The sequence below is a fragment of the Sanguibacter inulinus genome (assembly GCF_013415325.1).
Taxonomy (GTDB): Bacteria; Actinomycetota; Actinomycetes; order Actinomycetales; family Cellulomonadaceae; genus Sanguibacter; species Sanguibacter inulinus.
In genome coordinates this window covers 1-26,283 of record NZ_JACBYE010000033.1, presented here as the reverse complement: position 1 = coordinate 26,283, position 26,283 = coordinate 1, and the positions used below count along the sequence as shown (strand labels likewise).

The window sequence follows — 26,283 nt, the reverse complement described above, 5'->3', positions numbered from 1 at the left end:
GCGGTCAGTCCCGACGCACCGTGCCCTCGGCCACGAGCACCGCGGGTCCGGCGAGCTCGACGTGCCCGTCCTCGAGCAGGGTGACCCGCACGGTCCCGCCGGGCACGTCGACGAGCCAGACGTCGGGTGCCTGCGGTCCGGCCCACGCGCGGACCGCGAGCGCCGCCGCGCAGGCACCGGTCCCGCACGAGCGGGTCTCCCCCACGCCGCGCTCGTGGACGCGCATGCGGACCCTGCCGACGACGGTGCCGTCGACGCTGGTCTCCTCGCCGAGAGGGACCACGAGCTCGACGTTGGTCCCGTCGGCGGGCAGCGGGAGCACGTCGGGCGCTGTCGTGAGGTCGGCGCGCTCGAGGTCGTCGAGGCTCGCGAGCGCGACGACGGTGTGCGGGTTGCCGAGGTCGACGCTCAGTGCGGGTCTGGGGACCTGGGCGTCGGCAGGCTCGAGCCCGGCGACGGTCACCTCGGCGTCGAAGCCGTCGCTGACTGCGGAGTCTCCCCCGGGGAAGGACCAGACGCCCATGTCGACCGCGTACCAGCCGCTGTCTTCCTTGCGGACCCGCCGAGCTCCGGCGCGCGTGCCCAGGACGAGGTCGCGCCCGTCGGCGAAGGTCGCCAGGCCGAGCTCTTCGAGGTAGGCGGCGAAGACGCGGACGCCGTTGCCGCACATCTGGGCGACGGACCCGTCGGCGTTGCGGTAGTCCATGAACCAGTGGGCTGCGGGCTCGTGGGCGAGCACAGCCTGTCCCTCGGGCAGGGCCGACGAGGGGACCACCCGGATGACGCCGTCTGCGCCGATCCCGGCGCGGCGGTCTGCGAGCGCCCGCACGAGCGCCGGCGTGAGGTCGAGGAGCGCCTCGCGGTCGTCGAGCAGCACGAAGTCGTTCTCGGTGCCGTGGCCCTTGGTGAAGGGCAGGGGCGTCGTGGGGATCGTTCCTGGCGTCATGAGCCCAGACTACGGCGCACGGGTCCGTCCGCGGGCGGGGGCGGTGTCCCGCGGTCGGCCGACGCGACGACGGCGAGGGCCTCCTCGACGAGAGTGGGCGACTCGGCCCGCAGCCAGTGCACGCGCGGGTCGCGGCCGAACCACCCCATCTGCTTGCGGGCGAGCCGTCGGGTGTTCGCGACGATGTCCGCCCTGGCCTGGTCGAGCGTGGTCTCCCCCGCGAGGTGGCGCAGGATCTCGGCGTAGCCGACGGCGCGCGACGCCGTCGTGCCCAGGCCGCGGTCCGCGAGCGCGACGACCTCGTCGACGAGGCCGCGCTCCCACATGGCGTCCACGCGTGCCTGCGCGCGGTCGTCGAGGAGACCGCGGTCGATGTCGAGGCCGATCTGCACGGCAGGCCTGACGTACTCCTGGCGTGGGAGGTTCGCGGAGTACGGGGCCCCGGTCAGCTCGATGACCTCGAGGGCGCGGACGATCCGGCGGGTGTTGCGGGGCTCGACGGCCGCAGCGGCAGCGGGGTCGCGCTCGGCGAGCTCGTCGTAGAGACGGCGGGTGCCCTCGGCCTCCGCGCGCGCCTCGAGAGCAGCACGGACCTGCGGGTCGGTCCCCGGGAAGCGCATGTCGTCGAGGAGGGCTCGGAGGTAGAGGCCCGAACCTCCCACGACGAGGGGACGTGCGCCCCGGGACTCGATCGCGGCGAGGTCTGCGCGCGCCTGGGTCTGGTACGTGGCCACGGACGCGTCGTCCTGGACGTCGAGGACGTCGAGCTGGTGGTGGACCACGCCGCGGCGCTCGTCGACGGGCACCTTCGCCGTCCCGACGTCCATGCCGCGGTAGAGCTGGTAGGCGTCGGCGTTGACGACCTCCGGTGGGGAGAAGTCCCCGCCGGCGCCCTGGAGAGCCTCGGCGAGATCGAGGGCGAGGTCCGATTTTCCGGTGGCCGTGGGGCCTACCACTGCGACGATCAGCACACCGAGACGGTACAGGCTCGCCGGGCCGGGCCCGAAGCCCTTGGTGCTTGTCGCCGTGTGGACCTAGGGTGAACGGGAATCAGCAGACGACCGCGGCGTCCTCGACCGCGGCACCCTCGCCAGCACCGCCCGACCCCGCTCCCGGGGCCGACAGCGGCGCCCGCCCCGCCGAGGGGCCGACGGCACCGCCTGGCCCCACCAGGAGCACGGCGCCGTGGCACCAGCACGCACCGACACCACCCCAGGAGAACGACACGATGGGCTTCTTCAACAAGCCGGAGACTGCTCCGGCACTCGCCGCCTCCGGCGACAACGCACCGCTCACCCGGGCGCGCATCGAGTCCTTCCTCACCGAGCAGGGCTGGAACTTCGGGATCGACCCTGACGGCGACGTCGGGGGCCAGTGGGACGACAACGTCTTCTACTTCTTCCTCATGGGCGAGTCCCAGGAGGTGCTGCAGGTGCGCGGGCGGTGGAAGCACTCCTTCCCGGTCGCCCGCGAGGCGGAGTTCGCCCTCCTGCTCAACGAGTACAATCGCGACCTCATCTGGCCCAAGCTCTACGTCAGGGCCGAGGACGACGAGATCGGCGTGTACGCCGAGGTCTCGACGGACCTCGAGCACGGTGTGAGCGACGCGCAGCTGGGCCAGCTCATCTCCTGCGGCCTCTTCACGGGTCTGCGCTCCTTCGAGCGGCTGGCCGAGCGCCTCGGCATCCCCGAGGAGTGACGGCCCGCGCATGAGCCAGACCTTCCAGGTCGACCTCGGCGGGATCGTCGACCTCCTCGCCCGCCACCTCTACAGCAGCCCTCGGGTGTACCTCAGGGAGCTCTTGCAGAACGGGACCGACGCCATCACCGCGCTGGCCGAGGTGGGCGACTCGTCCCCCGGTGTCTCGTCCCCCGGCGACCCGTCGACGGCGGGTCCGGGGGCGACCACCCCCCGGGTCACCCTGCGCTGCCGTCCCGACGGCAGCCTGGAGGTGACCGACACCGGTGTGGGGCTGACCTTGGCCGAGGCCGAAGAGCTCCTCGCGACCATCGGGCGCAGCTCCAAGCGCGACCTGGAGATGGGCACGGGCCGCGAGCAGTTCTTGGGGCAGTTCGGCATCGGGCTGCTGTCGGCCTTCATGGTCGCCGACGAGATCGAGCTCGTCTCGCGCTCGGCCCGTCACCCCCAGGCCCCGGCCGTGCGGTGGACAGGTCACGCGGACGGGCGGTACACGCTGGTCGAGCTCTCCGACGACGACCCGAGGAGACCTGAGCAGCCGGGCAGCACGGTGCGTCTCGCGCCGCGCCGAGACCTCGAGCACTGGCTCGAGCCCGAGACCGTGGCGGCCCTCGCCGCCGACTTCGGCTCGCTCCTGCCCGTCGAGCTGCTGCTCGAGGTCGAGGACGCCGACGGCTCGGTCCGTTCCCGCTCCCTCAGCGAGCCCGTGCTCCCGTGGGAGCAGACCTACGAGACCCCCCGAGCGCGGGAGCTCGCCCTGAGGTCGTACTGCGAGTCGGCCCTCGGGTTCACGCCGCTCGCCTCGATCGACCTCGACCTGCCGCTCGCCGGGCTGAGCGGCGTGGCCTTCGTGCTGCCGACGGCGGTGTCCCCCACGACGAGCAGCGCCCACAGGGTCTACCTCAAGAGGATGCTGCTGGGCACCAAGGTCGACGAGCTGCTGCCGCCGTGGGCCTTCTTCGTGCGCTGCGTCGTCAACACGACCGCGGTGCGCCCGACAGCCTCACGAGAGGGCCTGTACGAGGACGACGTGCTGCTCGCCACCCGTGACGCTCTCGGCGCGCGGATCCGCCGGTGGACCCTCGAGACCCTCGCTCTGCGCGACGCGGGCTCGGCCCAGCTCCTCGCCGTGCACCACCTCGCGGTGCGCGCCCTGGCCCTCGTCGACGACGACATGCTCGACCTGGCCGTCGAGGTGCTGCCCTTCGAGTGCACGACGGGCCAGGCGACCCTCGCCGAGATCCACGAGCGCTACGGCCAGATCCACTTCACACCGACGGTCGAGGGATACCGGCGGATCGCGCCTGTCGCGCACGCCCAGGACCTCCCCGTCGTCAACGCCGGGTACGTCTACGACGCCGACCTCCTCGAGCGCGTGCGCACCCGCAGGCCGTCGTGGACCGTCATGCCGGTCTCGGCCTCGGACGTCTCCCAGGTGCTGCTCCCCCTCGAGCCGCTGCGTGCCCTCGAGACGACCGACGCTCTCGTGAGCATCCGTGAGGTCCTCGCAGCAGGCGGGTGCGACGTGGACCTGCGGACCTTCGAGCCTGCGCAGATCCCGTCGATGCTCCTCGACGACCGCGACGCAGACCACGAGCAGGAGGTCACCTCGACGGTGTCCGAGGCTGCCGACCTGTGGGGCGGCGTCCTCGGGCAGTTCTCCAAGCCGCAGCACCGACGCCGGCTCGTGCTCAACGACGCCAACCCTGCCGTGCGCGACGTGCTCGACGTCGCTGACCGGGTGGTCCGCGAGGCCGGTGCCCAGGCGCTGTACGTCACGGCGCTGCTGCAGTCCGGCCGCCCGCTGCCCGCCCACGAGGCGAACCTCATGACCGATGCGCTCTCGACCCTGATGCGCAGCGCCGCCGCGCCGCGAGACCCCGAGCGCCACGACCACCTGGACGGGGGCGCAGCCTGATGGCACGCCAGCTCGACGACATGAACCGCGCGATCATGAAGGCCCGTGACCTGCCCTTCGGCTCGGCCCGCAACGAGGTGGCCGCGGCACTCGTCCGCGAGGTCACCACCGAAGGCCCCCAGGAGGCACGCGCCTTCGCGCTGTTCGCCCTCACCGAGTCCTACGCCTTCTCTGACGAGGTCGAGAAGGCGTACCTCCCGTTCACCCAGTCCGTGAGGCTGTGGGACGAGCACCCCGAGCTCTTCGACCAGCACGACGTGCACTCCCTGTTCTGGTCGTTCAAGTGGATGGTCGGCAACCTCATGGAGTTCCCGGCCATCCCGGCCGCGCAGATCACCTCGACGCTCGACGACATGCGTCGCCGCTACCAGCTGGCGGGCAACGGGATGAGCGCCGTCAACCACCTCACCTTCCAGTGGCACCACCTGCTCGGCGACGACGAGCTGCCTGCCGCCTACGAGCGGTGGATCACGACCGAGCGTGACGACTTCTCGCAGTGCCCGGCCTGCGAGCCGGGCGACCGCACCGCCTACCTCTTCGAGGCTGGCCGCTACGAGGAGGGCATCCGCCTGCTGGAGTCCGCCGAGGCCACGTCGGCCTCGTGCCACTCCGAACCGGCAGACAGGCTCTCCCAGCTCCAGCTCGCCTATCTCGAGGTCGGGGACGCCGAGGGCGCGGCCAGGGCGCACCGGCACGGCCTGCAGAGCCTGCCGACGAGCGGTGAGCTGGCGGGGGCGCAAGGGCGACACGTCCAGCTCCTCGCACGGTCGGGCAACCACTCCGCGGCCTGGAGGTTCCTCGACAGGTCCGCCGGGCTGCTCACGAAGGCCGAGACCCCGGCCGACAGGCTCTCGTTCTTGCTGCACGCCGGGACCGGGGTCAGCGTCCTGCGCCGGCACCACCCGCTGCGGGCCGTCTCGTACCCGGGGGTCCCTGCGACGACAGTCGCCGAGCTCGACGACTGGATGCACGGAGAGGCCCTCGAGCTCGCCGCCGCCTTCGACAGGCGGGGTGGCACCAGCGCCTCGACCGAGCGTGTGCTGCGCGCCTGGTCGGGCGGGCACAGCGAGCTCCGCGTCGACCTCAGCGTGCTCACAGGCCACGGCGCGGACCTGCCCGCGGGACGGGGCGGCGACCTGACTGCTGGACGGGACGAGGTCGCAGGCTCCGGTGCGCCTGACGCGCCTGCGGGCTCCGCGGCCGCTGCCGCACCGACGGGGTCGACAGGGTCGCCCGTGGGTGCAGACCATGGCACAGGTGCGGGCGACGTACCCGGATACCTGCTGGACGAGACCGAGCACGACGGCGCGCCTGCAGGCGCTCCGACCGCCGCGGCATCGGCTGAGCCGTCGCGAGACCAGACCGCTGGCCGCGCCGGTGTCGGACCCGACGCCCTGGTCTCGGCCGCCGAGAGCTCGGCAGCGCGGGGCGAGACCGTCAGCGCCGCGCGGCTGTACGCGCAGGCGGCTGAGATGTTCGAGGTGATCGACGAGCCGGAGGCCGCCGGGTTCGCCCTGGCCGAGGCAGCAGCCCTGGCCGGCTCGCTCGGAGACGACGAGGGGGCAGAGTCCTCGTTCCGCGAGGCCCTCGCGCTGCTCGCCCGCGCCGAGACGGGCATCGAGTACACAGGACCTGTCGCCAGGGCCTACGCACGGGTCTGCGTGTCGGTCGGCGCCGTGCCGACGGCCGTGTCCGTCCTCGGGCCGCTCGTGGCTGCCGCAGAGATCGAGACGGCCGCGGCGCGCGGAGCGGTCCAGGCCGTCGCAGGTGCCGCGGAGGCCGAGATGGCCGACGAGGCCACGACCCGAGCGCGTCGGGCGACGGTCCTCGCGGCGGAGCACGCCCAGCTGCTCGACACCCTCGCTCGTGCGCAGGCCTCCGCAGGCCAGACCGACGAGGCGACGGCAGCAGCCAGGACCGCTGCCGAGGCGTTCGCCGAGCTCGGGATGGTCGAGGACGCCGCCCACGCCTTCTGGCTCGCCGGTCGGCTCGACCGCGCCGAGGGCCGCCTCGAGGACGCCGTCTGGCTCCTCGAGTCAGCAGCGGAGGGCTTCGCCATGGTGCGGTCGACAGCGCCCCGTGCTGAGGTCACGGGCGAGCTGGTCGAGGTGCTGACAGCACTGGGCCGGACGTCCGAGGCCGAGGACCTGGTCCGACGCCTGTCGCTCTGAGCAGCCGCTCAGAGACTCGAGGGAAGCCTGCGTGCCGCTGGGCGCAGGGGCGCTGGGCGCTGGAACAGGCTCAGTCGACCAGAGCGTCCGGGCTGACCCGCGCGACACCCAGCCGGTCGCCCAGCGTGCGGACCCTCGCGTGCGCTACGGCGAGCGCGGGTCGCGCACCGGCGGGCAGCTCGGCCTCGTCCGACCCCGTCGCGAGCAGCACCAGCCTGCGCCCTGGGAGCCTTGCCGACACCACGGCCTCGAGAGAGTCGAGGGCGGCGAGCGCGTCATGGGCACTGTTCGCCCCGTCGTCGGCGTGCCCGGCGACCTCGATGGTCTCGACGGCCCCGTGCCAGCCCGCCAGCCTCAGCAGCGTGACGGCGACGGTCGCGGTCACGTCGAGGGCCGACGTCACGTCGAGGGCCGGCGAACCACCGCCGACGCCGGAGCCTGGCCCGCCGGGAGCGCTGGAGGTCTCGAGCCCGAGAGCGCCGAGGTCGGGCCGTGCGTCGACAGCGATCATCGGCCGACGGGCAGGCGCGACGACGAGCACGTGGGGGTGGTCGGCCTCCGCGCCCGCCCCGAGCCTGCTGAGTCCTGCCTCCTCGAGCAGCGAGGTGATCCGGGCGACGACGACCGCGCGAGCCCGCGCAGACACGTCCGTGCGTCCTGAGGCACCGGGGAGCAGCACCGGAGACAGCGTGAGACGAGCGAGGATGGCGTGCATCGTGTCACCGTACGTCAACCACCTGACCGTCGGCTGTCGAGCGGACGCGGGTCCCAGGACCGGCTGTAGGCTGGACGGATGGGGCTCTTCAAGGACCGGCGTCACCGCAGGACGGGTGGCCTCTCCGGCACGCACGCCTCTCACGAGGCCCAGGCCGCCGTCGGCGGGGCTGACAGGGACGACGAGCAGCTGCGTCTCGACGTCGAAGAGGTCATCGCCCGCGAGCTCGGTGCAGCGACAGCTCTCGACCAGGTCCACGGCGTCCGCCCTGTCACACGGGCGCGCGTCATCGAGTGGATCAGCGACTACGGCTATTCGTACTTCATCGACTCGGACGGGGACGTCGGAGGGCTGTGGCACTCTCGGCTCTTCTACTTCCTCATCTTCGGGTCCCGCTCCGAGATCCTCCAGGTCCGTGGCCAGTGGAACCGTGAGATCAGCATCGAGCGGATCGAAGAGGTCCTCGACCTCTGCAACGAGTGGAACACCGACCGCATCTGGCCCAAGGCGTACTTCCGGGTGCGCGACAACGGCATGATCCAGGTCTACGCCGAGATGTCGGTCGACCTCGAGCACGGCGCGACCGACGAACAGCTCGACAGGCTGCTCAGCTGCGGGCTGAGCACGGCCGCGATGCTCTTCGACTCTCTCGACGCCCACTACCCCGACCCTGCGAAGGCGGCCCCATGAGCACCCCTGCGCCGCGTCGCGCGTGGCTGTCGAGGCTGCTGTCCGTGCTGCCCGACGCCGTCCCGCGCCAACGGACCGGCCCGCTGCCTGCCGAAGAGACCAGCGCGAACCTGCTCGACGTCCCGACGGCGGTCACCCGCGACAGGTTGGCGTCGTACCTCGGGTCCCGCGGGTACACCTTCCGGCTCGACGAAGACGGTGACATCACCGGGACGTGGGACGGCAACCGCTTCTGGTTCATGCTCCTGGGCGTCGACAAAGACATCATCCAGGTGCGCGGCCGCTGGCACCGCCCGCTCGCCGAGTCGAACCGGGTGGCCACCCTGCAGATCGTCAACGACTGGAACAGGGACAGGATCTGGCCGAAGGCCTACGTGCGCCGTGAGAACGGAGCCCTGTCGCTGTACACCGAGCACTCGGTCGACTTCGGCCCTGGAGCGACGCAGGACCAGATCGACGAGACCCTCGCAGGTGGCCTCGGGAACTCTCTCCAGCTGTTCGCCTCGGTCGCCGCATCGCTCAGGCCGCAGGTCTACGAGGACGACGGCGACATGGACGACAACGACGGCCCCGTCGACGACGACTGAGCACGACGACGGCTGAGCACGTCAACCACCGAGCTCGCGAACGACGGAGCATGACAGCGGTCGACCCGCTGACGTGCACGGTGCCGGTCGGACCGCGTCAGCTGCGGCGCAGGACGGGCATCCCGAGGACCACGGGCCCACCTGCCGGTGCGGCCGCGTCGCCGTGCGAGTGCGCGTCGTCTCCGAGCCCGGCCCTGGCTCGCTCGCGAGCCGCCCACGCGTCGCCAGACCGGGTGCGACGGACCGCGTAGACCCGGCCACCGGCCGAGGTCACCCCGTCGTGCCCGACGGGCTGCTCTCCAGCGAGGACCGAGTCGGCGACCAGGTGGTAGGGCGCAGACCCCGTGACCTGGACGGTGACGACGTCGCCGGGACGAGGAAGCTCCGGATCGATGCTCTCGCTCAGGCGCGGGTCGTCGACCGGCGCTGTCGGTCCGTCCCGCAGGGCGTGGGTCAGGTGAGCGGGGACGGCGAGGTGCACGAGGCGGTTGTCCTGGGCACGCCCGGTGAGCCTGTGCGTCGCGCCGTCCTTGCGTCCCGCACCCTCGGCGACCAGGACCTCGACGGTGCGGCCCACCTGCCGCGCGCTCTCGCTCGCGGAGACCGAGTCCTGGAGCGCCATGAGCCTCTCGTAGCGCTCCTGGACGACCTCCTTCGGCACCTGGTCCTCGAGCGTCGCGGCGGGGGTACCGGGGCGCGGTGAGTACTGGAAGGTGAAGGCCGAGGCAAAACGGCTCGCCTCGACCACACGCAGCGTCTCGCGGAAGTCCTCTTCGGTCTCCCCCGGGAAGCCGACGATGAGGTCTGTCGTGATCGCCGCCTCAGGCATCGCGGCACGGACGCGGTCCAAGATCCCGAGGAACTTGTCGGACCTGTACGAACGGCGCATGGCGCGCAAGATCCTGTCGGACCCGGCCTGGAGGGGCATGTGCAGCTGCGGCATGACGTTCGGCGTCTGCGCCATCGCCTCGATGACGTCGTCGGTGAAGGCCGCGGGGTGCGGGGAGGTGAAGCGCACCCGCTCGAGACCGTCGATCTGCCCGCACGCCCGCAGCAGGTGCGCGAACGCGCCGCGGTCTCCGAACTCGACGCCGTAGCTGTTGACGTTCTGGCCCAGCAGCGTCACCTCGATGGCGCCCTGCGCGACGAGCGCCTCGACCTCGGCGAGCACCTGGCCCGGACGCCTGTCCCGCTCCTTGCCCCGCAGGTGGGGCACGATGCAGAAGGTGCAGGTGTTGTTGCAGCCGACGGAGATCGACACCCATCCCGCGTACACGGACTCTCGGCGGGTGGGCAGCGTGGACGGGAACACCTGGAGCGACTCGGCGATCTCGACCTGCGCGGCCTCGTTGTGCCGAGCCCTCTCGAGGAGCACCGGCAACGCATCGAGGTTGTGGGTGCCGAAGACGACGTCGACCCACGGAGCACGCTCGACGATCGTGGACCGGTCTTTCTGCGCGAGGCAGCCGCCCACGGCGATCTGCATCCCAGGACGCCTGCTCTTGACCCCTGCCAGCTGGCCGAGGTTGCCGTAGAGGCGGGTCGCGGCGTTCTCGCGGACCGCGCAGGTGTTGATGACGACGACGTCGGCCTCGTCCCGGGACGCCGCCTCGGGGGTCGCGCGGCTGTAGCCGGCCTGCTCGAGCATGCCGGACATGTGCTCGGAGTCGTGGACGTTCATCTGGCACCCGAGGGTACGGACGACGTAGGTCCGGGGGGTCTCGTGGCCGGTGTCCGACGGGGTCTGGGTCAGCGCGTCGAGCGGCAGGGTGTTCGATGACATCGGCCCCAGTTTACGACCCGCGCGAGGCATCGGCTGACGACTCTGGAGCCCCTGACAGGCCGTGCCCAAGGTCGGCGGGCTGGGATCAGCCGGCGGTCGCGTGCGCGCGGAGCTCACGGACCACGGTGATCGAGATCTCCCCGGGGAAGCTCAGCGCAGCCTCGATGTCTCGGGCGATCTCGCGGGCCAGGCCGGGCAGGTCGGCATCGGGGACGGCTGCCGGCTCGACGACCACCCTGAGCTCGTGGCCGCTCGCCAGGGCGAGGGCGCGCACGACCCCGTGGTGCGCTGCGGCGAGACCCTCGAGCCGCTCCATCCGTTCGACGTACCGTTCGAGCTCGTCACGGCGTGCACCGGGCCGCGCCGCCGAGATCGCGTCGGCCGCCTGGACCAGGACGGCCTCGACGGTCTCGGCAGCGACCTCGCCGTGGTGGGCGGCGACAGCGTTGACCACCTCGGCGGACTCCCCCGCATCACGCAGCAGGTCCGCACCCGCAGCCGCGTGGGTACCGCCAGCCGTGAGGCTGCGGGCCTTGCCGATGTCGTGGAGGAACGCGGCGCGCCGCGCGACCTCGACGTCCGCCCCGAGCTCGGCCGCCAGGGCAGCCGCGACGAGAGCAGCCTCGACGCTGTGCTCGAGGACGTCCTGGCCGTAGGAGGTCCGGAGCCGGAGCGCACCGACGACGACCACGAGGTCGTGGGGCAGGCGTAGCACCCCGGCGCGCTCGGCGGCGTCGTGCCCGGCCGCGACAGCGCGGTCGTCGCTCCCGGCGAGGGCGAGGGCGTAGGCGGACTCGATGCGCTGCGGGTGGATCCGCCCGTCGTCGAAGAGCATCTGGAGGGTCGCGTGCGCGACCTCTCTGCGCTCGGGGTCGAAGGACGAGAGCTGGACTGTGGACGAGTCGTCGTCGACGAGGAGGTTGACCCCGGTGACAGCCTCGAAGGTCCGGATGTTGCGTCCTTCCCGTCCGATGATCCGACCGCGGAGGTCGTCCGAGGGCAGCGGGACGAGGGTCACCGCGACTGCCGAGCTGGTGGGGACGCTCAGGCGTTGCACGGCAGCGGCGACGATGCGTCGCGCGGTCTGGTCCGCCGTGCGCCGCGCCGAGGCCTCCGCCGTGCGGACGGTCGCCTCCGCCTGGCGGGTGGCCTGCGTCCGGAGTACGTCGGTGAGCCTGGCGAGCGCGTCCTCCCGGCTCAGGCCAGCAGCGCTCTCGAGCTCTCGCTCGACCTCGGCCTGACGACCGGCGAGCTCCTCCGAGGCGAGCCGGGCCGCTCCGGCGGCGGAGAGGACCTGGTCCTGGTGCCGCGCCTCGGCAGCCTCGAGCCGTGCACGGCGAGCAACGAGGTCCTTCTCGAGTGCTCGGACCTCGTCGACCCGCGCCCTGGACTCTTCGTCCCTGCGGCGGCTGTCGGCACGCAGGTCCGCGACGTCGTCAGCTGCCCGGGCACGGACCGCCGCTGCCTCGCGACGGGCGGTCTGGACGAGCAGGAGCGCGACCAGGCAGGTAAGGAGCAGCGCGAGGACGACTCCGAGCTCTGCACCGGTCACGGCGGGGCACTCCTTCGAGGTTGGGCGGGCACCTCGGACGGGCGCGGGTCCCATCATCACCGACCGCCGCTAGATCCAGTCGTCTCCAGGGCCCGTGTCGCCGAGATCGTCCTCCGTCGACCCGCCGTCGTCCGGGATCGCCGGCTCCTCGGCGAGCACGCTCTGGATCGCCTGCATCGCGACACCTGAGGAGTAGCCCTTGCGTCCGAGGGCTCCGAGAGCCCGACGGATACGCACAGGGCGGTCGAGCGACGCGGTCTGCCGGAGCTTCTTGCGGGCGACCTCGACGGCTGCACCGGCCTCGTCGGCGTCGTCCACCTGCGCGAGAGCCTCCTCGGCGACCTCCCCGTCGATCCCCTTGCGGCGGAGCTCCTGGGCGATAGCACGCCGCGTCTGGCCACGCTCGGAGAACCGCGTCCGGACGATCATGGCCGCCAGCTGGGCGTCGTCGAGGAGCCCGACGTTCTCGAGCCTGTCGAGCAGCTCGGTGACGATCTCAGGTTCTTCCCCGGCCTTCAGCAGCCGCTCTTCGAGCTGGTGCCTGCTCTTGGCCGTGGCGGTGAGGATCTTGAGCGCACGGTTGCGAGCGCTCTCGATCTTCTCGGCGTGGGACAGCGCAGAGACCGCAGCCCTCTCCTCTTCCCCAGGAGCGGTCTGCGGCCTCTGCGAGCCTGTCGAGCGACTCAGGAGTCGCTCTTCTTCCCCTTGGCAGCAGCCTTGGCGGGCGCTGCGTCGATCGGCGCTGGGACGGCCGGGGCGTCGACCTGAGCGCCCACGCCGAGCTTCTCCTTGATGCGCTTCTCGAGCTCGTTGGCGAGGTCGGGGTTGTCCTTGAGGAAGGTGCGGGCGTTCTCCTTGCCCTGCCCGAGCTGGTCGCCGTCGTAGGTGAACCACGAGCCGGACTTGCGGACGAAGCCGTGCTCGACACCCATGTCGATCAGCCCACCCTCGCGGGAGATGCCGTGACCGTAGAGGATGTCGAACTCAGCCTGCTTGAACGGCGGGGCCATCTTGTTCTTGACGACCTTGACGCGGGTCCTGTTGCCGACGGGCTCGGTGCCCTCCTTGAGGGTCTCGATGCGTCGGATGTCCAGGCGGACCGAGGCGTAGAACTTTAGCGCCTTTCCACCTGTGGTCGTCTCGGGCGAGCCGAACATCACGCCGATCTTCTCGCGCAGCTGGTTGATGAACACCGCGGTGGTCCCTGAGGAGCTGAGCGCACCGGTGATCTTGCGGAGCGCCTGCGACATGAGGCGAGCCTGCAGACCGACGTGGCTGTCACCCATCTCGCCCTCGATCTCAGCCTTGGGCACGAGGGCCGCGACAGAGTCGATGACGATGATGTCGATCGCACCGGAGCGGATCAGCATGTCGGCGATCTCGAGGGCCTGCTCTCCGGTGTCCGGCTGCGAGACCAGCAGCGCGTCGGTGTCGACGCCGAGCTTCTTCGCGTAGTCGGGGTCGAGAGCGTGCTCGGCGTCGATGAAGGCGGCGATGCCACCGTTGCGCTGGGCGCTCGCGACGGCGTGGAGGGCGACCGTCGTCTTACCGCTCGACTCGGGGCCGTAGATCTCCACGACGCGGCCGCGCGGGAGCCCACCGATGCCGAGTGCGATGTCCAGCGCGATCGAGCCGGTCGGGATGACCTCGACGGGGGCGCGGCCTTCTTCGCCGAGCCGCATGATCGAGCCCTTGCCGAAGTTCCGGTCGATCTGTGCGAGCGCCGCCTCGAGGGCCTTCTCGCGGTCTGCTGGTGCGGGCATGTCTGCCGCCTCTCCGTCTGTGAGCGGTAGCCCGCTCGGTGTGGTGCCTGTCGTTGGTGAGGACGCTACGTCCACCCACTGACAACGACCTCTCGGCCGTGCGGACCTGTGGACGACGCATCAGAAGAGGCGCCCTGCGGACAACGATAACCGAACATCTGTTCGAAGATCCAGTGCGGCCCCGGCGTGTCTGCGGATGCTGACCGACAGTGCCCGTCAGTGCACGTCAGCTCCCGTCAGCGCGGCGGCGGTGCCGTCAGCGCCCGTCGGCGACCGTCAGCGCCCGTCGGGACCTGTCAGCGCGGCGGCGGTGCCTGCCGGAACCTGTCGTGCCCCCAGCGGCGCTCGTCGGGCACGTCCATGGCGTCGCACAGCGCGTGCCACACCACCCGCGGCTCGACACCCGCCTCGATCGCCTGGGCCGCTGTGCGGTCTCCGAGGGCGGTGAGCATCTGGTCGTCAGCCAGCGTCCGCCCGTACCCACGGCCGAACACCTCGTCCACCAGGTCCCAGAACTCTCTGTTTCGCACACCAGTAGGGTGCCACGTCCGTCGTGTGTCGGCGGGACCAGACACAATGTCAGGGTGGCCACACCAGAGCAGGACGAGACGTCGAGCGGCACCCGCCCTCCCGCAGGGAGCGCCCGCACGACTCCTCTGAGCGGCTTGCGTCGCTTCAGGCCCGCCACTCAGGACTGGTTCGACGGTGCCTTCCACGCGCCGACCGCCGCACAGAGCGGCACCTGGGACGCCGTCGCGGACGGCCACCACGCCCTCGTCGTCGCACCGACAGGCTCGGGCAAGACGCTGGCCGCCTTCTTGTGGGCGCTCGACGGGCTCCTGGACGCCTCAGGTCCCGAGCCCGACCCTGCTGCTCGGTGCCGCGTGGTCTACGTCTCACCCCTCAAGGCCCTGGCCGCCGACGTCGAGCGGAACCTGCGGTCTCCGCTCGCCGGGGTCCGGCAGGCCGCAGCGCGCCGCGGCGAGAGCATCCGTGAGGTCCGTGTCGGCACCCGCACCGGGGACACCCCGGCGAGCGAGCGCCGCGCCTTCGCGACCACTCCCCCCGACATCCTCATCACGACACCGGAGTCGTTGTTCCTCATCCTCACCTCAGGGGCCAGGGAAGGCCTCCGAGGTGTCACCACGGTGATCCTCGACGAGATCCACGCCGTCGCCGGCACCAAGCGCGGTGCCCACCTCGCCGTCTCGCTCGAGCGGCTGGACGCCCTCGTCGAGGCTCCGGTCCAGCGGATCGGGCTCTCGGCGACAGTCACCCCGGTGGCGGCCGTGGCAGCCTTCCTCGCGGGGGGCAGGACTCCGTCCGAGGGTGGTCGACCTGTCGACGTGGTCCAGCCGCCGGCATCGAAGACGATCGAGGTCGACGTCGTGGTGCCGGTCCCCGACCTCGCCGACCTGCGGTCGGCGCCGTCGGTCGGAGGTGGACCTGAGCAGACCGGCCTGGCCGGCTCCGCCGTGACGACAGACCCGCAGGGCCTCGACGCGTCAGTTACCTCACCCGCAGGCACCTCACCCGCAGGCGGAGCACCCGCAGGCGGAGCACCCGCCGTGAGCACCGACAGGTCGAGCACGTCCCAGCCCGCCCCGGGCGTGCCGGACCTCTCCGGTGCTGCCGCAGGGCCTCGGGCCCGACCCTCGGTCTGGCCCCACATCGAAGAACGCGTGGTCGACCTCGTCGCGGCGCACCGTTCGACGCTCGTGTTCACCAACTCCCGGCGCGGCGCCGAGAGGCTCACCTCCCGCATGAACGAGGTGTGGGCCGAGCGTCAGGGCGAGCGCACCGTCGACCACGGCGAGGTGCACCCGGCGCTCGTCTCCGGTCAGTCTGGTGCCTCGACCGGGGCACCCGGCGTCCTCGCCCGCGCCCACCACGGCTCGATGAGCCGCGCCGAGCGCACCCACACCGAGACCGAGCTCAAAGAAGGGCGGCTGCCCGCCGTCGTCTCGACCTCGTCTCTCGAGCTCGGCATCGACATGGGTGCCATCGACCTCGTCGTCCAGATCGGCTCTCCGCCCTCCGTCGCGAGCGGGCTCCAGCGGATCGGGCGCGCAGGGCACCAGGTGGGCGCTGTCTCGCACGGCGTCGTCTTCCCGATGCACCGAGGTGACCTCGTCCCGTCGACAGTCATCGCCGGGCGCATGCGGACCGGGAGCATCGAACCCGTGCACGTGCTGCGCAACCCCCTCGACGTCCTGGCGCAGCAGATCGTCGCGATGGTGGCGACCGAAGACTGGCACCTCGACGAGCTCGCGACAGTCCTGCGCCGCTCGGACCCGTACACCACCCTGGGTGACCGTACGCTGCGGGCCGTCCTCGACATGCTGGCCGGCCGGTACCCGAGCGAAGACTTCGGCGAGCTCCGCGCGCGCATCGTGTGGGACCGCGTGACGGACACCCTCTCCGCGCGGCCCGGCGCGCTACGGCTCGCTGTCACGAGCGGCGGGACGATCCCCGACCGCGGGCTCTACGGGGTGTTCCTCGCCTCCGGCGCGACCGACGCGACAGGCGACTCCGGGGCACCACGAGGTGGCAAACGGGTCGGTGAGCTCGACGAGGAGATGGTCTACGAGTCACGCGTCGGGGACACCTTCACCCTCGGCTCGAGCACGTGGCGGATCGAGGACATCACCCCCGACCAGGTGCTCGTCAGCCCGGCGCCCGGTGTGCCGGGCCGGTTGCCGTTCTGGAAGGGCGACTCCCCAGGACGACCCGCCGAGCTCGGCCGCGCCATCGGCGCCTGGGTCCGCGAGGCGACAGGCCCCGCAGGAGCCGCCGGACCCGCCCGGGAGCCCGGAGCGTCCCCGGGCACCGAGACATCACGTACCGACGACAGCCCCTGGGCCGGGCTCGACCCCTGGGCGACAGACAACCTCCGCGCCTACCTCGACGAGCAGCGCGAGGCCACGGGTGTCGTCCCCGACGACAAGACGCTGCTGGTCGAGAGGTTCCGCGACGAGCTCGGAGACTGGCGTGTGGTCATCCACTCCCCCTACGGCGCGAAGGTCCACGCCCCCTGGGCGCTGGTGCTCGCCGCGCGGATCAGGGAACGCTTCGGCATCGACGCCGCGGCCATGCACTCCGACGACGGCATCGTGCTGCGCATGCCGGACGTCTCCGACCCCTTCGCCGAGCTCCCCGACGGCACGAGCACCGACGGGTCGCGAGACCAGGTCGACCTCGCCGAGCTGTTGCTCGACCCCGAGGCCGTCGAGACGGCTGTGCGCACCGAGCTCAGCGGCTCCAACCTGTTCGGCGCACGGTTCCGCGAGGCCGCCGCGCGAGCGCTCCTGCTCCCCCGGCGCCGGCCCGACAGACGCCAGCCGCTCTGGCAGCAGCGCCACAGGTCCGCCCAGCTGCTGAGCGTCGCGTCGGGGTTCCCCGACTTCCCGATCGTCCTCGAGGCGATCCGCGAGTGCCTGCAGGACGACTTCGACGTCGCGTCCCTCGTCTCCCTCATGCGAGACGTCGAGAACGGCGCCGTGCGCGTCGTCGAGGTGACCACGCGGACACCGTCGCCCTTCGCCCAGTCCTTGCTGTTCGGGTACACGGCTCAGTTCCTCTACGACGGAGACGCCCCGCTCGCCGAGCGCCGCGCGGCCGCGCTGACCCTCGACCCGGACCTGCTCGCCGAGCTGCTCGGCAGCGACGGCAGCTCGCAGATCGCCGACCTGCTCGACCCCGACGCCGTGGTCCGCACCGAGCAAGAGCTCAGCGGGCTCACGCCCGAGCGGCACGCCCGCCACGGCGAAGACGTGTGGGACCTGCTCCGTCGCACCGGACCGCTGACCACCGCCGAGGTGGTCGAGCGCACCCGCGAGGACGTCAGGTCCGAGGCGCCGGCGTGGCTCGACGCGCTGGCCGCGAGCCGGCGGGTCATCCAGGTGAGGATCGCAGGGGTCGATCCCGCAGAGCGGTGGGCCGTCGCCGAGGACGCCGGACGTCTGCGCGACGCCCTCGGTGTCGCGCTGCCCGTCGGGCTGCCCGAGAGCGTCACGGAGCTCGTGCCCGACCCGCTCGGTGACCTCGTGAGGCGGTACTCCCGCACGCACGGCCCCTTCGCAGCACGCGACCTCGCGGCACGGTACGGGCTCGGGGTCGCTGTCGTCGCAGACGTCCTTCGACGCCACGTGCAGGCGGGGCAGCTCGTCACGGGACGCCTCCGGCCCGACGTCCTCGGCGGGACGGGCGAGGAGTACTGCGACGCCGACGTCCTGCGCACCCTGCGCCGCAGGTCTCTCGCTGCCCTGCGCGCCGAGGTCGAGCCCGTCCAGCACCCGGCCCTCGGTGTCTTCTTGCCCCGCTGGCAGTCTGTCGGCGGCCTGCGAGGCGTCGACGGGCTCTACAGGGTCGTCGAACAGCTCTCAGGCGCACCCGTGCCCGTCTCCGCCCTCGAGTCCCAGATCCTCCCCGCCCGTGTCGTCGACTACAGACCCTCGATGCTCGACGAGCTCACCACCTCGGGCGAGGTCGTCTGGTGCGGCCACCACGAGCTCCCGGGCGGTCGAGGTACGGCGGACGCCATGGTCAGCCTGCACCTCGCCGAGTCGGCCCACCTGACGCTGCGCCCCGTGGAGACCGACGACGCACCCCTGACCGAGCTGCAGGCGGCAGTCCTCGGGCTCCTCGAGGCAGCGGGCGGGTTCTTCTACCCTCGGCTCGCCTCGTCGCTCGAGCACCCCGGCCCCGACGTGCTCGCGGCGCTCTGGGAGCTCGTCTGGTCCGGCCAGGTCACCAACGACACCCTCGGCCCCCTGCGCGGCCGGCTGAGCGGTCGCCGAGCGGCGAGCAGGTCCACCCCGGCGGCCAGGCCGCGACCGCTGAGCCGTCGTCCGCGCTTCTCCTCGCTCGGAGCCACCGCCTCGTCGCTCCGAGAGGCAGCCGCCGACCCGTCAGGCGGCGGGAGATGGTCTGCCCTCCCGGTGCGCGACGTCGACACGACCCGTCGCGCCCATGCGCTCGCGACGGTCCTGCTGGACCGGCACGGTGTGCTCACCCGGGCCGTCACCGGCGCCGAGCAGGTGACCTCGGAGTACAGGGGGGTCTACAAGGTGCTCGGCGCCCTCGAGTCGGCCGGTCAGGTCCGTCGCGGGTACTTCGTCGAGCATCTCGGGGGGTCGCAGTTCGCGCTCCCCGGCGCTGTCGACCAGCTCCGCACGGCCGAGAACGACAGGCTCCGAGAGGCCGAGCGGATCGATCCGCCGACAGCCCTGTGCCTGGCCGCGACCGACCCCGCGCAGCCCTACGGCGCGGCGCTCGCCTGGCCTGCCTCGCCGGGGGCTGACGAGGCAGGACGTTCGGGGCACCGACCGGGACGCAAGGCTGGGGCGCACGTCGTCGTGGTCCGCGGTGAGCTCGCCCTGTACCTCGAGCGCGGGGGGCGCAGCCTCCTGACCTTCAGCGACGACCCTGTCGTGCTCGACGCGGCCGCCCGAGCGCTCGCACGCGCCGTCTCCGACGGCAGGCTCGGCAAGGTGACGCTCCGCAGGGTCGACGGCGACGAGTCGCTGACTGTCGGCGGTTCGAGCCGCACCGCTGGCGTGGCTGCCCTCGTCGGAGCGGGCTTCGGCCCGACGCCCTCCGGCCTGCGGCTCTCCGGTCTGCCAGCAGGCCGTCCTGCGTCAGGAGCGGGCCGTGCCTGAGGGCGACACCGTCTACCTGACGGCCCGCCGGCTGGACGAGGCGCTCAGCGGCACGGTCCTCACCTGGGCCGAGCTCCGGTGGCCGAACCTGGACCCGACCGCTCTGTCCGGAGCCACGGTGCTGCGCTCTCGCGCCTACGGCAAGCACGTCCTGACGACCGTCGACACCGGGTGGACGCTCCACACCCACCTGCGGATGGACGGCACGTGGCGGGTGCACAGGACAGACCCCGCCGCGCGCCTGGCCCGGAGCCCGACGGTCCGCGCCGTGCTCGCCAACGAGACCTGGACCTGCGTCGGCGACAGGCTCGGCATGCTCGACCTGGTGAGGACCCAAGACGAGCACACGCTGCTCGACCATCTCGGCCCGGACATCCTCGCGCCAGACTTCGCCAGCTCGCCCGACGGGCTCACCGCGGTGATCCGCAGCTATCAGGAGCAGGGGGCCCGACCCGTCGGAGACTGCCTGCTCGACCAGACGCTCATGGTCGGTGTCGGCACCCTCTTCGCGGCCGAAGGCCTCTTCGACCAGAAGATCTGGCCGTGGACCCCTGCGGCCGAGGTCGACCTGCGCCCGCTCCTGGGCAGCATACGGCGCAACCTCGGACGAGGGATCGCTCGACCTGTCGACGGTCGGATCGTGCACGTGCACTCGAGGTCAGGGTCTCCGTGCCACCGCTGCGGCACCACGATCGTCCGCGGTCTCGCGGGGGTCGCCCCGATGGAGCGCCCGATGTTCTACTGCCCGACGTGCCAGCCTCCGCCGCCCGGCCGGGCCTGAACGAGCGCGGGCTCCCGCGAACCTGAGCAGGGACTCGAGACAGAAGACGATCAGGCCGCGCACCCTGGGGTACGCGGCCTGATCGAGGTCGTGCGTGCGGTCTGACCGCGGGGCCCCGGAGGGCCGAGCCGTCAACCGATCGGCTGGAGGTCCTTCACGGGACGCCCGAGCTGGTCCCGACCCATGGCGGCAAGGTCTGCCGGGACGGTGTCGGGGATGAGCAGACCCTCGGCGACCGCGATGCGGTCGCTGACCTCTCGCAGGATCGAGGAGAGGGGGATGTCGAGAGCCTCGCAGATCGAACCGAGGAGCTCCGACGATGCTTCCTTCTGGCCTCGCTCGACCTCGCTGAGGTACCCGAGCGACACCCGTGCTGCCGAGGACACCTCGCGGAGCGTGCGTCCTTGAAGCTGGCGAGCATCTCGCAGTACGTCACCGATCTCGCGGCGTAGTACGACCATCTGACGTCCTCCTCTCGTGTCCGGTGCTGGCTGTGGTCTCATGATGACGCTCCGTCGTCCGTCCGGTCGTGCGGACGTCGACGCTGCGTCTGTTCTACCGTACCCTGATCGACCGACAGGCTGCCCTGCGAGGGGAACACCGACGCCAGATCTCGACGGTCTCGTCACATCGGTCCGGCGGTCACCACGATTTGTCATCACGCCCTGTCCAACGCGACGGGCTGCCCCGTTGTTCCCGCGCTGCACCAGGTGGGACAGGGTTCACCCCGCAGACAGCACCTCGTCGAGCAGACCGAGCGCAGCCTCCACGCTCGCGGCCCGGACCGCGTCGCGCGGTCCCTCGACCTGGAGCCGGCGGACGCGAGGTTCACCCGTCCCGTCGTCGACGGCGACGTACACGGTGCCCGGGGCGACGCCGTCCTGGGGGTCGGGTCCGGCGACACCTGTCGTCGACACGCCGACGTCAGCGCCCAGACGCGCGCGGACCCCGGCCGCCATCGCGAGAGCCACGTCGGGGTCGACAGCGCCGCGGCGCGCGAGCAGGTCCGCGTCGACGTCGAGAAGCCGTGCCTTGAGCTCGGTCGCATAGGCGACCACACCACCCCTGAAGACTGCCGACGCCCCAGGGACGTCGACCACGCGCGCGGCGAGAGCCCCTCCGGTCAGCGACTCAGCCGTGGCGAGCGTCCGTCCGGACGCCGCAAGCAGACCGACCAGCCGGGTCGGGCTGCCCGCAGGGCTGTTCACGGCTGCTGCGAGCCGTGCCGCACGGTCTCGGTGCCGTCGGCACCCGAGAGCCGCTGCTCTGCCCTGTGCTCGCGGACCACCCGCCATCCCTGGAGGGCGTAGTCGACACCCGTCGCGATCGTGACGACGAAGGCAGCCCCCATCGCCAGGTTGCCGACCCACCCGACGAAGGCGGGGAGGTGGTCGAGCGGGAGCAGCAAGATGGGGATCGCCACGGACTGCAGGACGGTCTTGAGCTTGCCCCCGCGCGAGGCCGGCATGACGACGTAGCGCAGGATGACCATCCGCATGAGGGTGATGCCCAGCTCACGGACCAAGATCGCGATCGTGACCCACCACCAGAGCTCTCCGAGGACGGAGAGCAGGACGAGCGCCGTCCCGATGAGGACCTTGTCGGCGATCGGGTCGAGGATCTTGCCGAGGTCTGTCACCAGGTCGTTCTTGCGGGCGAGGTAGCCGTCGAGCCTGTCGGTGATCGCCGCGACCCCGAAGATCACGACGGCCACGAGCCGCCAGGTGACGTCGTCGCCGCCCTCCTGCATCAACGCCCACCCGAAGACGGGGACGAGGGCGATGCGCACCATCGTGATGATGTTCGCGATGTTCCACGGCGACGCTGTCTGGGTACTCACCCGACCAGCGTAGGCGCTCGTGAGTCAGCCTGCGCCACCCCACGGCGACAGCCAGTCCGCGGCTCCTCCGTCAGGCCGCACGATCGGGCGCGTCCCTCGCGACGCCAGACCCGCCGCAGAGGACATCGCAGCGCGGGCCTCGCCCGGCCAGCACTGAGCACACCGGCCTCACCTGACTGGGCCGCTCCAGCCGTCGTCCTCGGTGTCGGCGCTGTCGTGGTAGTCCACGGCCGTCGGTGGCATGTTCGCGCTGAGGTCTTCGTAGTGCGACGGCGGCGGCTCGTCGGCCTGGGCGTCGAAGGGTGCACCTGGCCCCTGGGACGCGCCGCCAGCGGCCCCGCCGTCTCCGCGGAGCATCGCGAGGGTGGCCGGGAGGTCGTCGGGCTGGACCATGACGTCGCGCGCCTTGGACCCCTCCGACGGGCCGACGATCTCACGGGACTCGAGCAGGTCCATGAGGCGCCCAGCCTTGGCGAAGCCGACCCGCAGCTTGCGCTGCAGCATCGACGTCGACCCGAACTGGGTGGTCACGACGAGCTCGGCGGCCTGCAGCAGCAGGTCGAGGTCGTCGCCGATGTCTTCGTCGACCTGCTTCTTGGTCGCCGTGACGGCGACGTCGGCCCTGTAGACGGGCTTGAGCTGGGCCTTGACGTGCTCGACGACGGCGTGGACCTCGCTCTCCCCCACCCACGCACCCTGGACACGGATCGGCTTGGACGCCCCCATCGGCAGGAACAGGGCGTCACCCTGACCGACGAGCTTCTCCGCCCCGGGCTGGTCGAGCACCACGCGCGAGTCGGCGAGCGACGACGTCGCGAAGGCGAGCCGCGACGGGACGTTGGCCTTGATGAGCCCGGTGACCACGTCGACGCTCGGACGCTGCGTGGCGAGCACGAGGTGGATGCCTGCCGCGCGGGCGAGCTGGGTGATCCGCTGGATCGACGCCTCGACGTCGCGGGGGGCCACCATCATGAGGTCGGCGAGCTCGTCGACGACGATCAGCAGGTAGGGGTACGGCGCGATCTTGCGCTCGGAGCCGGGCAGCGGCTTGACCTTGCCGGAGCGGACCGCGGCGTTGAAGTCGTCGATGTGCTTGTACCCGAACATCGCGAGGTCGTCGTAGCGGGCGTCCATCTCGCGGACGACCCACTCGAGGGCCTCGGCAGCCTTCTTCGGGTTGGTGATGATCGGGGTGATGAGGTGCGGGATGCCCTCGTAGATCGTCAGCTCGACACGCTTGGGGTCGACGAGCACCATGCGCACCTCGTCAGGGGTCGCGCGCATGAGGATCGAGGTGATCATCGAGTTGACGAAGCTCGACTTACCGGCTCCGGTCGCCCCGGCCACGAGGATGTGCGGCATCTTGGCGAGGTTCGCGACGACGTAGCCACCCTCGACGTCTTTGCCGACACCCATGATCATCGGGTGCTCGGACCGCCGCGCGACGGCTGAGCGCAGCACGTCTCCGAGCACGACGGTCTCACGGTCCGTGTTCGGGATCTCGATGCCGATCGCGGACTTGCCGGGGATGGGGGAGAGGATGCGGACGTCGGCCGAGGCGACCGCGTACGCGATGTTCTTGCTGAGCGCGGTGACGCGCTCGACCTTGAGGCCGGGACCGACCTCGACCTCGTACCGGGTGACCGTCGGGCCGCGCGTGAAGCCGGTGACCTTCGCGGCGATGTCGAACTGCTCGAAGACCGTCGTGAGGGCCTCGACGACCCTGTCGTTCGCCGCGGAGCGGACCTTGTGCGGCGCGCCCTTGACCAGGGTGTCCTCGTCGGGGAGCACGTACACGGTGTCGCCGTCGAGCATGGGCTGCTCGCCGGGCGGCACGGCGGTCGTCGGAGGTGCGTCGAAGACCCGGGCGGTGCGGTCTTCGACGACCGTCGCGATGGCCGCGGTCGGGGCGTCCGAGGGTGCCGCCGGGCGTGAGGCGTCGGAGGGGTCGTCCTCCCCGTACACGACGGCGGCGGCGAGCATCTCGGTCTCGGGGTCGGCGTACACGTCTCCCCCGTCGGCGGCGGCGTTCTCGAGCAGCTCGCGCTCGAGGGCTGCGGCGCGCTCGAAGGCCTCGTCGCCCACGTAGCCCCCGGGGAGCACCGTCGTAGAGTCGTCGGCGGTCTGCTCGCGTGACTTTCGCGAGCCGCGGACCCGTCGCGGCTTCGCAGCCGGTGCGGGCTCGGGGTCGGTGCCGTCGTGGCGCGAGACGCCCTCGGCGAGGTGGAGGTCGTCGTCGTCGTGCTCGACGTCGGCTGCGTCGCGGCCGAGGCCGTGCTGGTCGTTGCCCGTGAGCCTGTCGTACACGCCTCGCAGCCGCGTCGGGATGGCGTGCACGGGTGTGGCGGTGACCACGAGGACGCCGAAGAAGGCGAGCAGCAGCAGGATCGGCACGGCGACCCACGTGCTCAGCCCTGCGGAGAGGGGGTGACCGATCGCGTACCCGACGATCCCGCCGGCCTCGCGCAGCTGCTCGAAGCCTTCTGCGGGGACGGGACGTCCAGACCCGATGTGCACCACGCCGCAGACCGCGACGGTGATCGCGCACAGCCCGATGGTCATGCGGGAGTTGGCCTGCTCGCGGTCCGGGTGGCGCATGATGCGCACAGCCATGCCGAGCAGCACGACGGGCAGCGCGATGGCCACGACGCCGAGCGTGCCGGCGACCAGGACGTGCAGACCCTCGGCGACCGACCCTTCGACGCCCCACCACTCACGGGCGGCGACGACGAGGGCGAAGGCCAGCAGGACGAAGGCCAGCCCGTCGCGCCTGTGGGCCGGGTCGAGGTCACGTGCTCCGCGGCCGACCCTGCGGGCCGTGCCTCCGAAGAGGTGGGCGATGCCCATGAAGAAACCACGCACCGCCCGGACGAACCACGGGGGGCGGGTCTCGACGACGGGTGCCTTCTTGGCAGCGGTCCGGGGGGCGGCTGTCTTGCCGCCCCTCGCGCCACCCGAGGTCGAGCGAGGGGTGGGGGTAGTCCGCGTAGCCATAGGCGCCAATCTATCCGTGCTCAGGCCGCGAACGACGGAGCCAGGCGGTGCGTGTCCACCACCTGGCTCCGTCAGGGCACGGGACCGTCGGCGCGAGCCGAGGTCCCGTCAGGTCACTTGAGGCCGAAGTACGCCTCGGTGTCCTTGTTGACACGGTCCCAGCCGCTCATGCGCCAGACACCGCCGTCGATCTTGTCGGTCGGGACGGTGATGCAGACGTTGCCCGTCACCGACGCGTCGGTGTAGAGCTCCTGGCCGGTGTCGAGCTCGTTCGGGAGCGGTGCGTAGCCGCACTTGTCCTTGTAGGTGACGCCGTCGGCCGAGACGAAGACGTACTCCAGCATGTACAGCGGCTCGCTGCCCTCACCCAGGAAGGTGACGGTCACGGGCGCCATGAGGAAGCTGTTCCCGTCGGTCGGCGCGTAGTAGTCCGACACCTCGCCCGACGCAGAGATCTCGGTCCAGGCATCGGTGTTCGTCGCCGCGAAGGAGGTCGTCCACTCCCCGAGCGGGGCAGTCTCGCCGGGAGCGAGCGGAGAGGTGCGCGAGCCACCGTCTCCGGTCACGGGGGCGGACGCCTCATCGGTCGGCTCGACCGTCGGCTCGTCCGTGGCGTCGTCGGTCGTCGGCTCGTCGGTCGGCTCGTCCGTCGCGTCGTCGGTCGTCGGCTCGTCGGTCGGGTCCTCGGTCTCTGCGGCCGTGGACGAGGTGGTCGGCTTGGGCTCCGGGTCGTCGCTCCCGCCGAGCACGCCTGTCGCGAAGAGGACGGCGATGATGGCACCGATCGCGACGATCGCGATGATCACGGGGATGAGCCACTGCTTGCCGCCCGAGCGCGACGGTCCGGAGCCGTCAGCACCGCCGGCGCCGGGGCCGCCGGGCCCGGACGGACCCTGCTGCCACGACGGGGCCGAGCCCTGCGCCGACCACGGCGCTGGAGGTGCTGTGGGGACAGAGCCGCTCGGCGGGACAGCGCCCGGCTGGGGGGCTCCGGGTGCCTGGTACGTCGGCATGACCGACGTCGGGGCGGACTGGGCGTCAGGCTTGGAGAACCGTGACACGTCGTCGGAGGCCCCGGCCGGGCCACCGTCGGCGCCGTCCTCGACCCAGAGCTGCCAGCCCGGGGGCGGCGACGGCCACGAGGGGTCCGGGCTCCAGCCGGGCGGGGGCGTCCAGCCTGCAGG

Annotated in this window: 20 protein-coding genes and 1 pseudogene; 7 read left to right on the top strand and 14 right to left on the bottom strand. The window is 71.8% G+C overall.

Annotation, left to right across the window (positions count from 1 at the left end; all coding sequences use genetic code 11):
- Nucleotides 1-4: 4 nt before the first annotated feature.
- The 3 genes from dapF to HZZ10_RS12915 all read right to left on the bottom strand — a co-directional run bounded on the left by dapF (nucleotide 5) and on the right by HZZ10_RS12915 (nucleotide 2,173).
- The gene (dapF, locus tag HZZ10_RS12925; RefSeq protein ID WP_179913816.1) at nucleotides 5-946 is read right to left on the bottom strand and encodes a diaminopimelate epimerase; all 942 of its coding nucleotides are present in this window, start codon (nucleotides 944-946) and stop codon (nucleotides 5-7) included.
- Entirely contained in the window at nucleotides 943-1,917 is a 975-nt protein-coding gene (gene miaA, locus HZZ10_RS12920; protein ID WP_179913815.1) for a tRNA (adenosine(37)-N6)-dimethylallyltransferase MiaA, read from the bottom strand. Before miaA ends, dapF begins: the two co-directional genes overlap by 4 nt.
- A 79-nt stretch (nucleotides 1,918-1,996) precedes the next feature.
- Nucleotides 1,997-2,173: a hypothetical protein gene (locus tag HZZ10_RS12915; protein WP_179913814.1), complete on the bottom strand. Its 177-nt coding sequence runs from the start codon at nucleotides 2,171-2,173 to the stop codon at nucleotides 1,997-1,999.
- Between the two features lies 1 nt (nucleotide 2,174).
- Here HZZ10_RS12915 and HZZ10_RS12910 point away from each other — a divergent pair, with 1 nt between their 5' ends.
- Genes HZZ10_RS12910 through HZZ10_RS12900 form a run of 3 tightly spaced genes read left to right on the top strand, consistent with a single transcriptional unit; the run spans nucleotide 2,175 to nucleotide 6,734 of the window.
- A complete protein-coding gene (locus HZZ10_RS12910; protein ID WP_056130132.1) occupies nucleotides 2,175-2,645 on the top strand; it encodes a type III secretion system chaperone family protein in 471 nt (156 codons plus the stop codon).
- A gap of 10 nt (nucleotides 2,646-2,655) precedes the next feature.
- On the top strand, nucleotides 2,656-4,563 hold the full coding sequence (locus tag HZZ10_RS12905) for an HSP90 family protein (RefSeq protein ID WP_179913813.1): 1,908 nt from the start codon (nucleotides 2,656-2,658) through the stop codon (nucleotides 4,561-4,563).
- A complete protein-coding gene (locus HZZ10_RS12900) occupies nucleotides 4,563-6,734 on the top strand; it encodes a hypothetical protein (RefSeq protein WP_179913812.1) in 2,172 nt (723 codons plus the stop codon). Before HZZ10_RS12905 ends, HZZ10_RS12900 begins: the two co-directional genes overlap by 1 nt.
- 70 nt (nucleotides 6,735-6,804) lie before the next feature.
- Here HZZ10_RS12900 and HZZ10_RS12895 read toward each other — a convergent pair whose 3' ends face one another.
- Nucleotides 6,805-7,449, bottom strand: a complete 645-nt coding sequence (locus HZZ10_RS12895; protein WP_179913811.1) for a hypothetical protein — start codon at nucleotides 7,447-7,449, stop codon at nucleotides 6,805-6,807.
- A gap of 78 nt (nucleotides 7,450-7,527) precedes the next feature.
- Here HZZ10_RS12895 and HZZ10_RS12890 point away from each other — a divergent pair, with 78 nt between their 5' ends.
- A complete protein-coding gene (locus tag HZZ10_RS12890; RefSeq protein ID WP_179913810.1) occupies nucleotides 7,528-8,139 on the top strand; it encodes a type III secretion system chaperone family protein in 612 nt (203 codons plus the stop codon).
- On the top strand, nucleotides 8,136-8,726 hold the full coding sequence (locus HZZ10_RS12885; RefSeq protein ID WP_179913809.1) for a type III secretion system chaperone family protein: 591 nt from the start codon (nucleotides 8,136-8,138) through the stop codon (nucleotides 8,724-8,726). The genes HZZ10_RS12890 and HZZ10_RS12885 overlap by 4 nt, the downstream gene beginning before the upstream one ends.
- 97 nt (nucleotides 8,727-8,823) lie before the next feature.
- On the opposite strand, the gene miaB is transcribed toward HZZ10_RS12885, so the two are convergent.
- The 5 genes from miaB to HZZ10_RS12860 all read right to left on the bottom strand — a co-directional run bounded on the left by miaB (nucleotide 8,824) and on the right by HZZ10_RS12860 (nucleotide 14,354).
- The gene (miaB, locus tag HZZ10_RS12880) at nucleotides 8,824-10,509 is read right to left on the bottom strand and encodes a tRNA (N6-isopentenyl adenosine(37)-C2)-methylthiotransferase MiaB (RefSeq protein ID WP_056130116.1); all 1,686 of its coding nucleotides are present in this window, start codon (nucleotides 10,507-10,509) and stop codon (nucleotides 8,824-8,826) included.
- Between the two features lie 85 nt (nucleotides 10,510-10,594).
- The gene (locus tag HZZ10_RS12875; protein WP_179913808.1) at nucleotides 10,595-12,061 is read right to left on the bottom strand and encodes an Rnase Y domain-containing protein; all 1,467 of its coding nucleotides are present in this window, start codon (nucleotides 12,059-12,061) and stop codon (nucleotides 10,595-10,597) included.
- Nucleotides 12,062-12,130: 69 nt separating this feature from the next.
- Nucleotides 12,131-12,658, bottom strand: a complete 528-nt coding sequence (locus tag HZZ10_RS19175; protein ID WP_373367334.1) for a regulatory protein RecX — start codon at nucleotides 12,656-12,658, stop codon at nucleotides 12,131-12,133.
- 86 nt (nucleotides 12,659-12,744) lie between these two features.
- A complete protein-coding gene (recA, locus tag HZZ10_RS12865; RefSeq protein ID WP_056130109.1) occupies nucleotides 12,745-13,824 on the bottom strand; it encodes a recombinase RecA in 1,080 nt (359 codons plus the stop codon).
- A 296-nt stretch (nucleotides 13,825-14,120) separates the two neighbouring features.
- Nucleotides 14,121-14,354, bottom strand: a complete 234-nt coding sequence (locus HZZ10_RS12860) for a DUF3046 domain-containing protein (RefSeq protein ID WP_056130105.1) — start codon at nucleotides 14,352-14,354, stop codon at nucleotides 14,121-14,123.
- A gap of 54 nt (nucleotides 14,355-14,408) precedes the next feature.
- Between HZZ10_RS12860 and HZZ10_RS12855 the strand changes: the two genes are divergently transcribed.
- Complete coding sequence (locus tag HZZ10_RS12855) at nucleotides 14,409-19,484, top strand: DEAD/DEAH box helicase (protein ID WP_373367332.1); 5,076 nt, start codon at nucleotides 14,409-14,411, stop codon at nucleotides 19,482-19,484.
- Nucleotides 19,477-20,265: a DNA-formamidopyrimidine glycosylase family protein gene (locus HZZ10_RS12850; protein WP_179913807.1), complete on the top strand. Its 789-nt coding sequence runs from the start codon at nucleotides 19,477-19,479 to the stop codon at nucleotides 20,263-20,265. Before HZZ10_RS12855 ends, HZZ10_RS12850 begins: the two co-directional genes overlap by 8 nt.
- 131 nt (nucleotides 20,266-20,396) lie before the next feature.
- Here the strand turns inward: HZZ10_RS12850 and HZZ10_RS12845 are convergent, their stop codons facing one another.
- The 5 genes and pseudogenes from HZZ10_RS12845 to HZZ10_RS12825 form a co-directional block, all read right to left on the bottom strand.
- Nucleotides 20,397-20,726 (bottom strand): helix-turn-helix domain-containing protein, encoded by a 330-nt coding sequence (locus HZZ10_RS12845; RefSeq protein WP_056130100.1) that lies wholly within the window; start codon nucleotides 20,724-20,726, stop codon nucleotides 20,397-20,399.
- 261 nt (nucleotides 20,727-20,987) lie between these two features.
- Nucleotides 20,988-21,473, bottom strand: a complete 486-nt coding sequence (locus HZZ10_RS12840) for a CinA family protein (protein ID WP_308507575.1) — start codon at nucleotides 21,471-21,473, stop codon at nucleotides 20,988-20,990.
- Nucleotides 21,470-22,105, bottom strand: a complete 636-nt coding sequence (pgsA, locus tag HZZ10_RS12835; protein ID WP_082543837.1) for a CDP-diacylglycerol--glycerol-3-phosphate 3-phosphatidyltransferase — start codon at nucleotides 22,103-22,105, stop codon at nucleotides 21,470-21,472. The genes HZZ10_RS12840 and pgsA overlap by 4 nt, the downstream gene beginning before the upstream one ends.
- 168 nt (nucleotides 22,106-22,273) lie before the next feature.
- The gene (locus tag HZZ10_RS12830; RefSeq protein WP_228087533.1) at nucleotides 22,274-25,099 is read right to left on the bottom strand and encodes an FtsK/SpoIIIE family DNA translocase; all 2,826 of its coding nucleotides are present in this window, start codon (nucleotides 25,097-25,099) and stop codon (nucleotides 22,274-22,276) included.
- A 113-nt stretch (nucleotides 25,100-25,212) separates the two neighbouring features.
- Nucleotides 25,213-26,283 (bottom strand): annotated as a pseudogene (locus HZZ10_RS12825) (hypothetical protein); the annotation flags it as partial.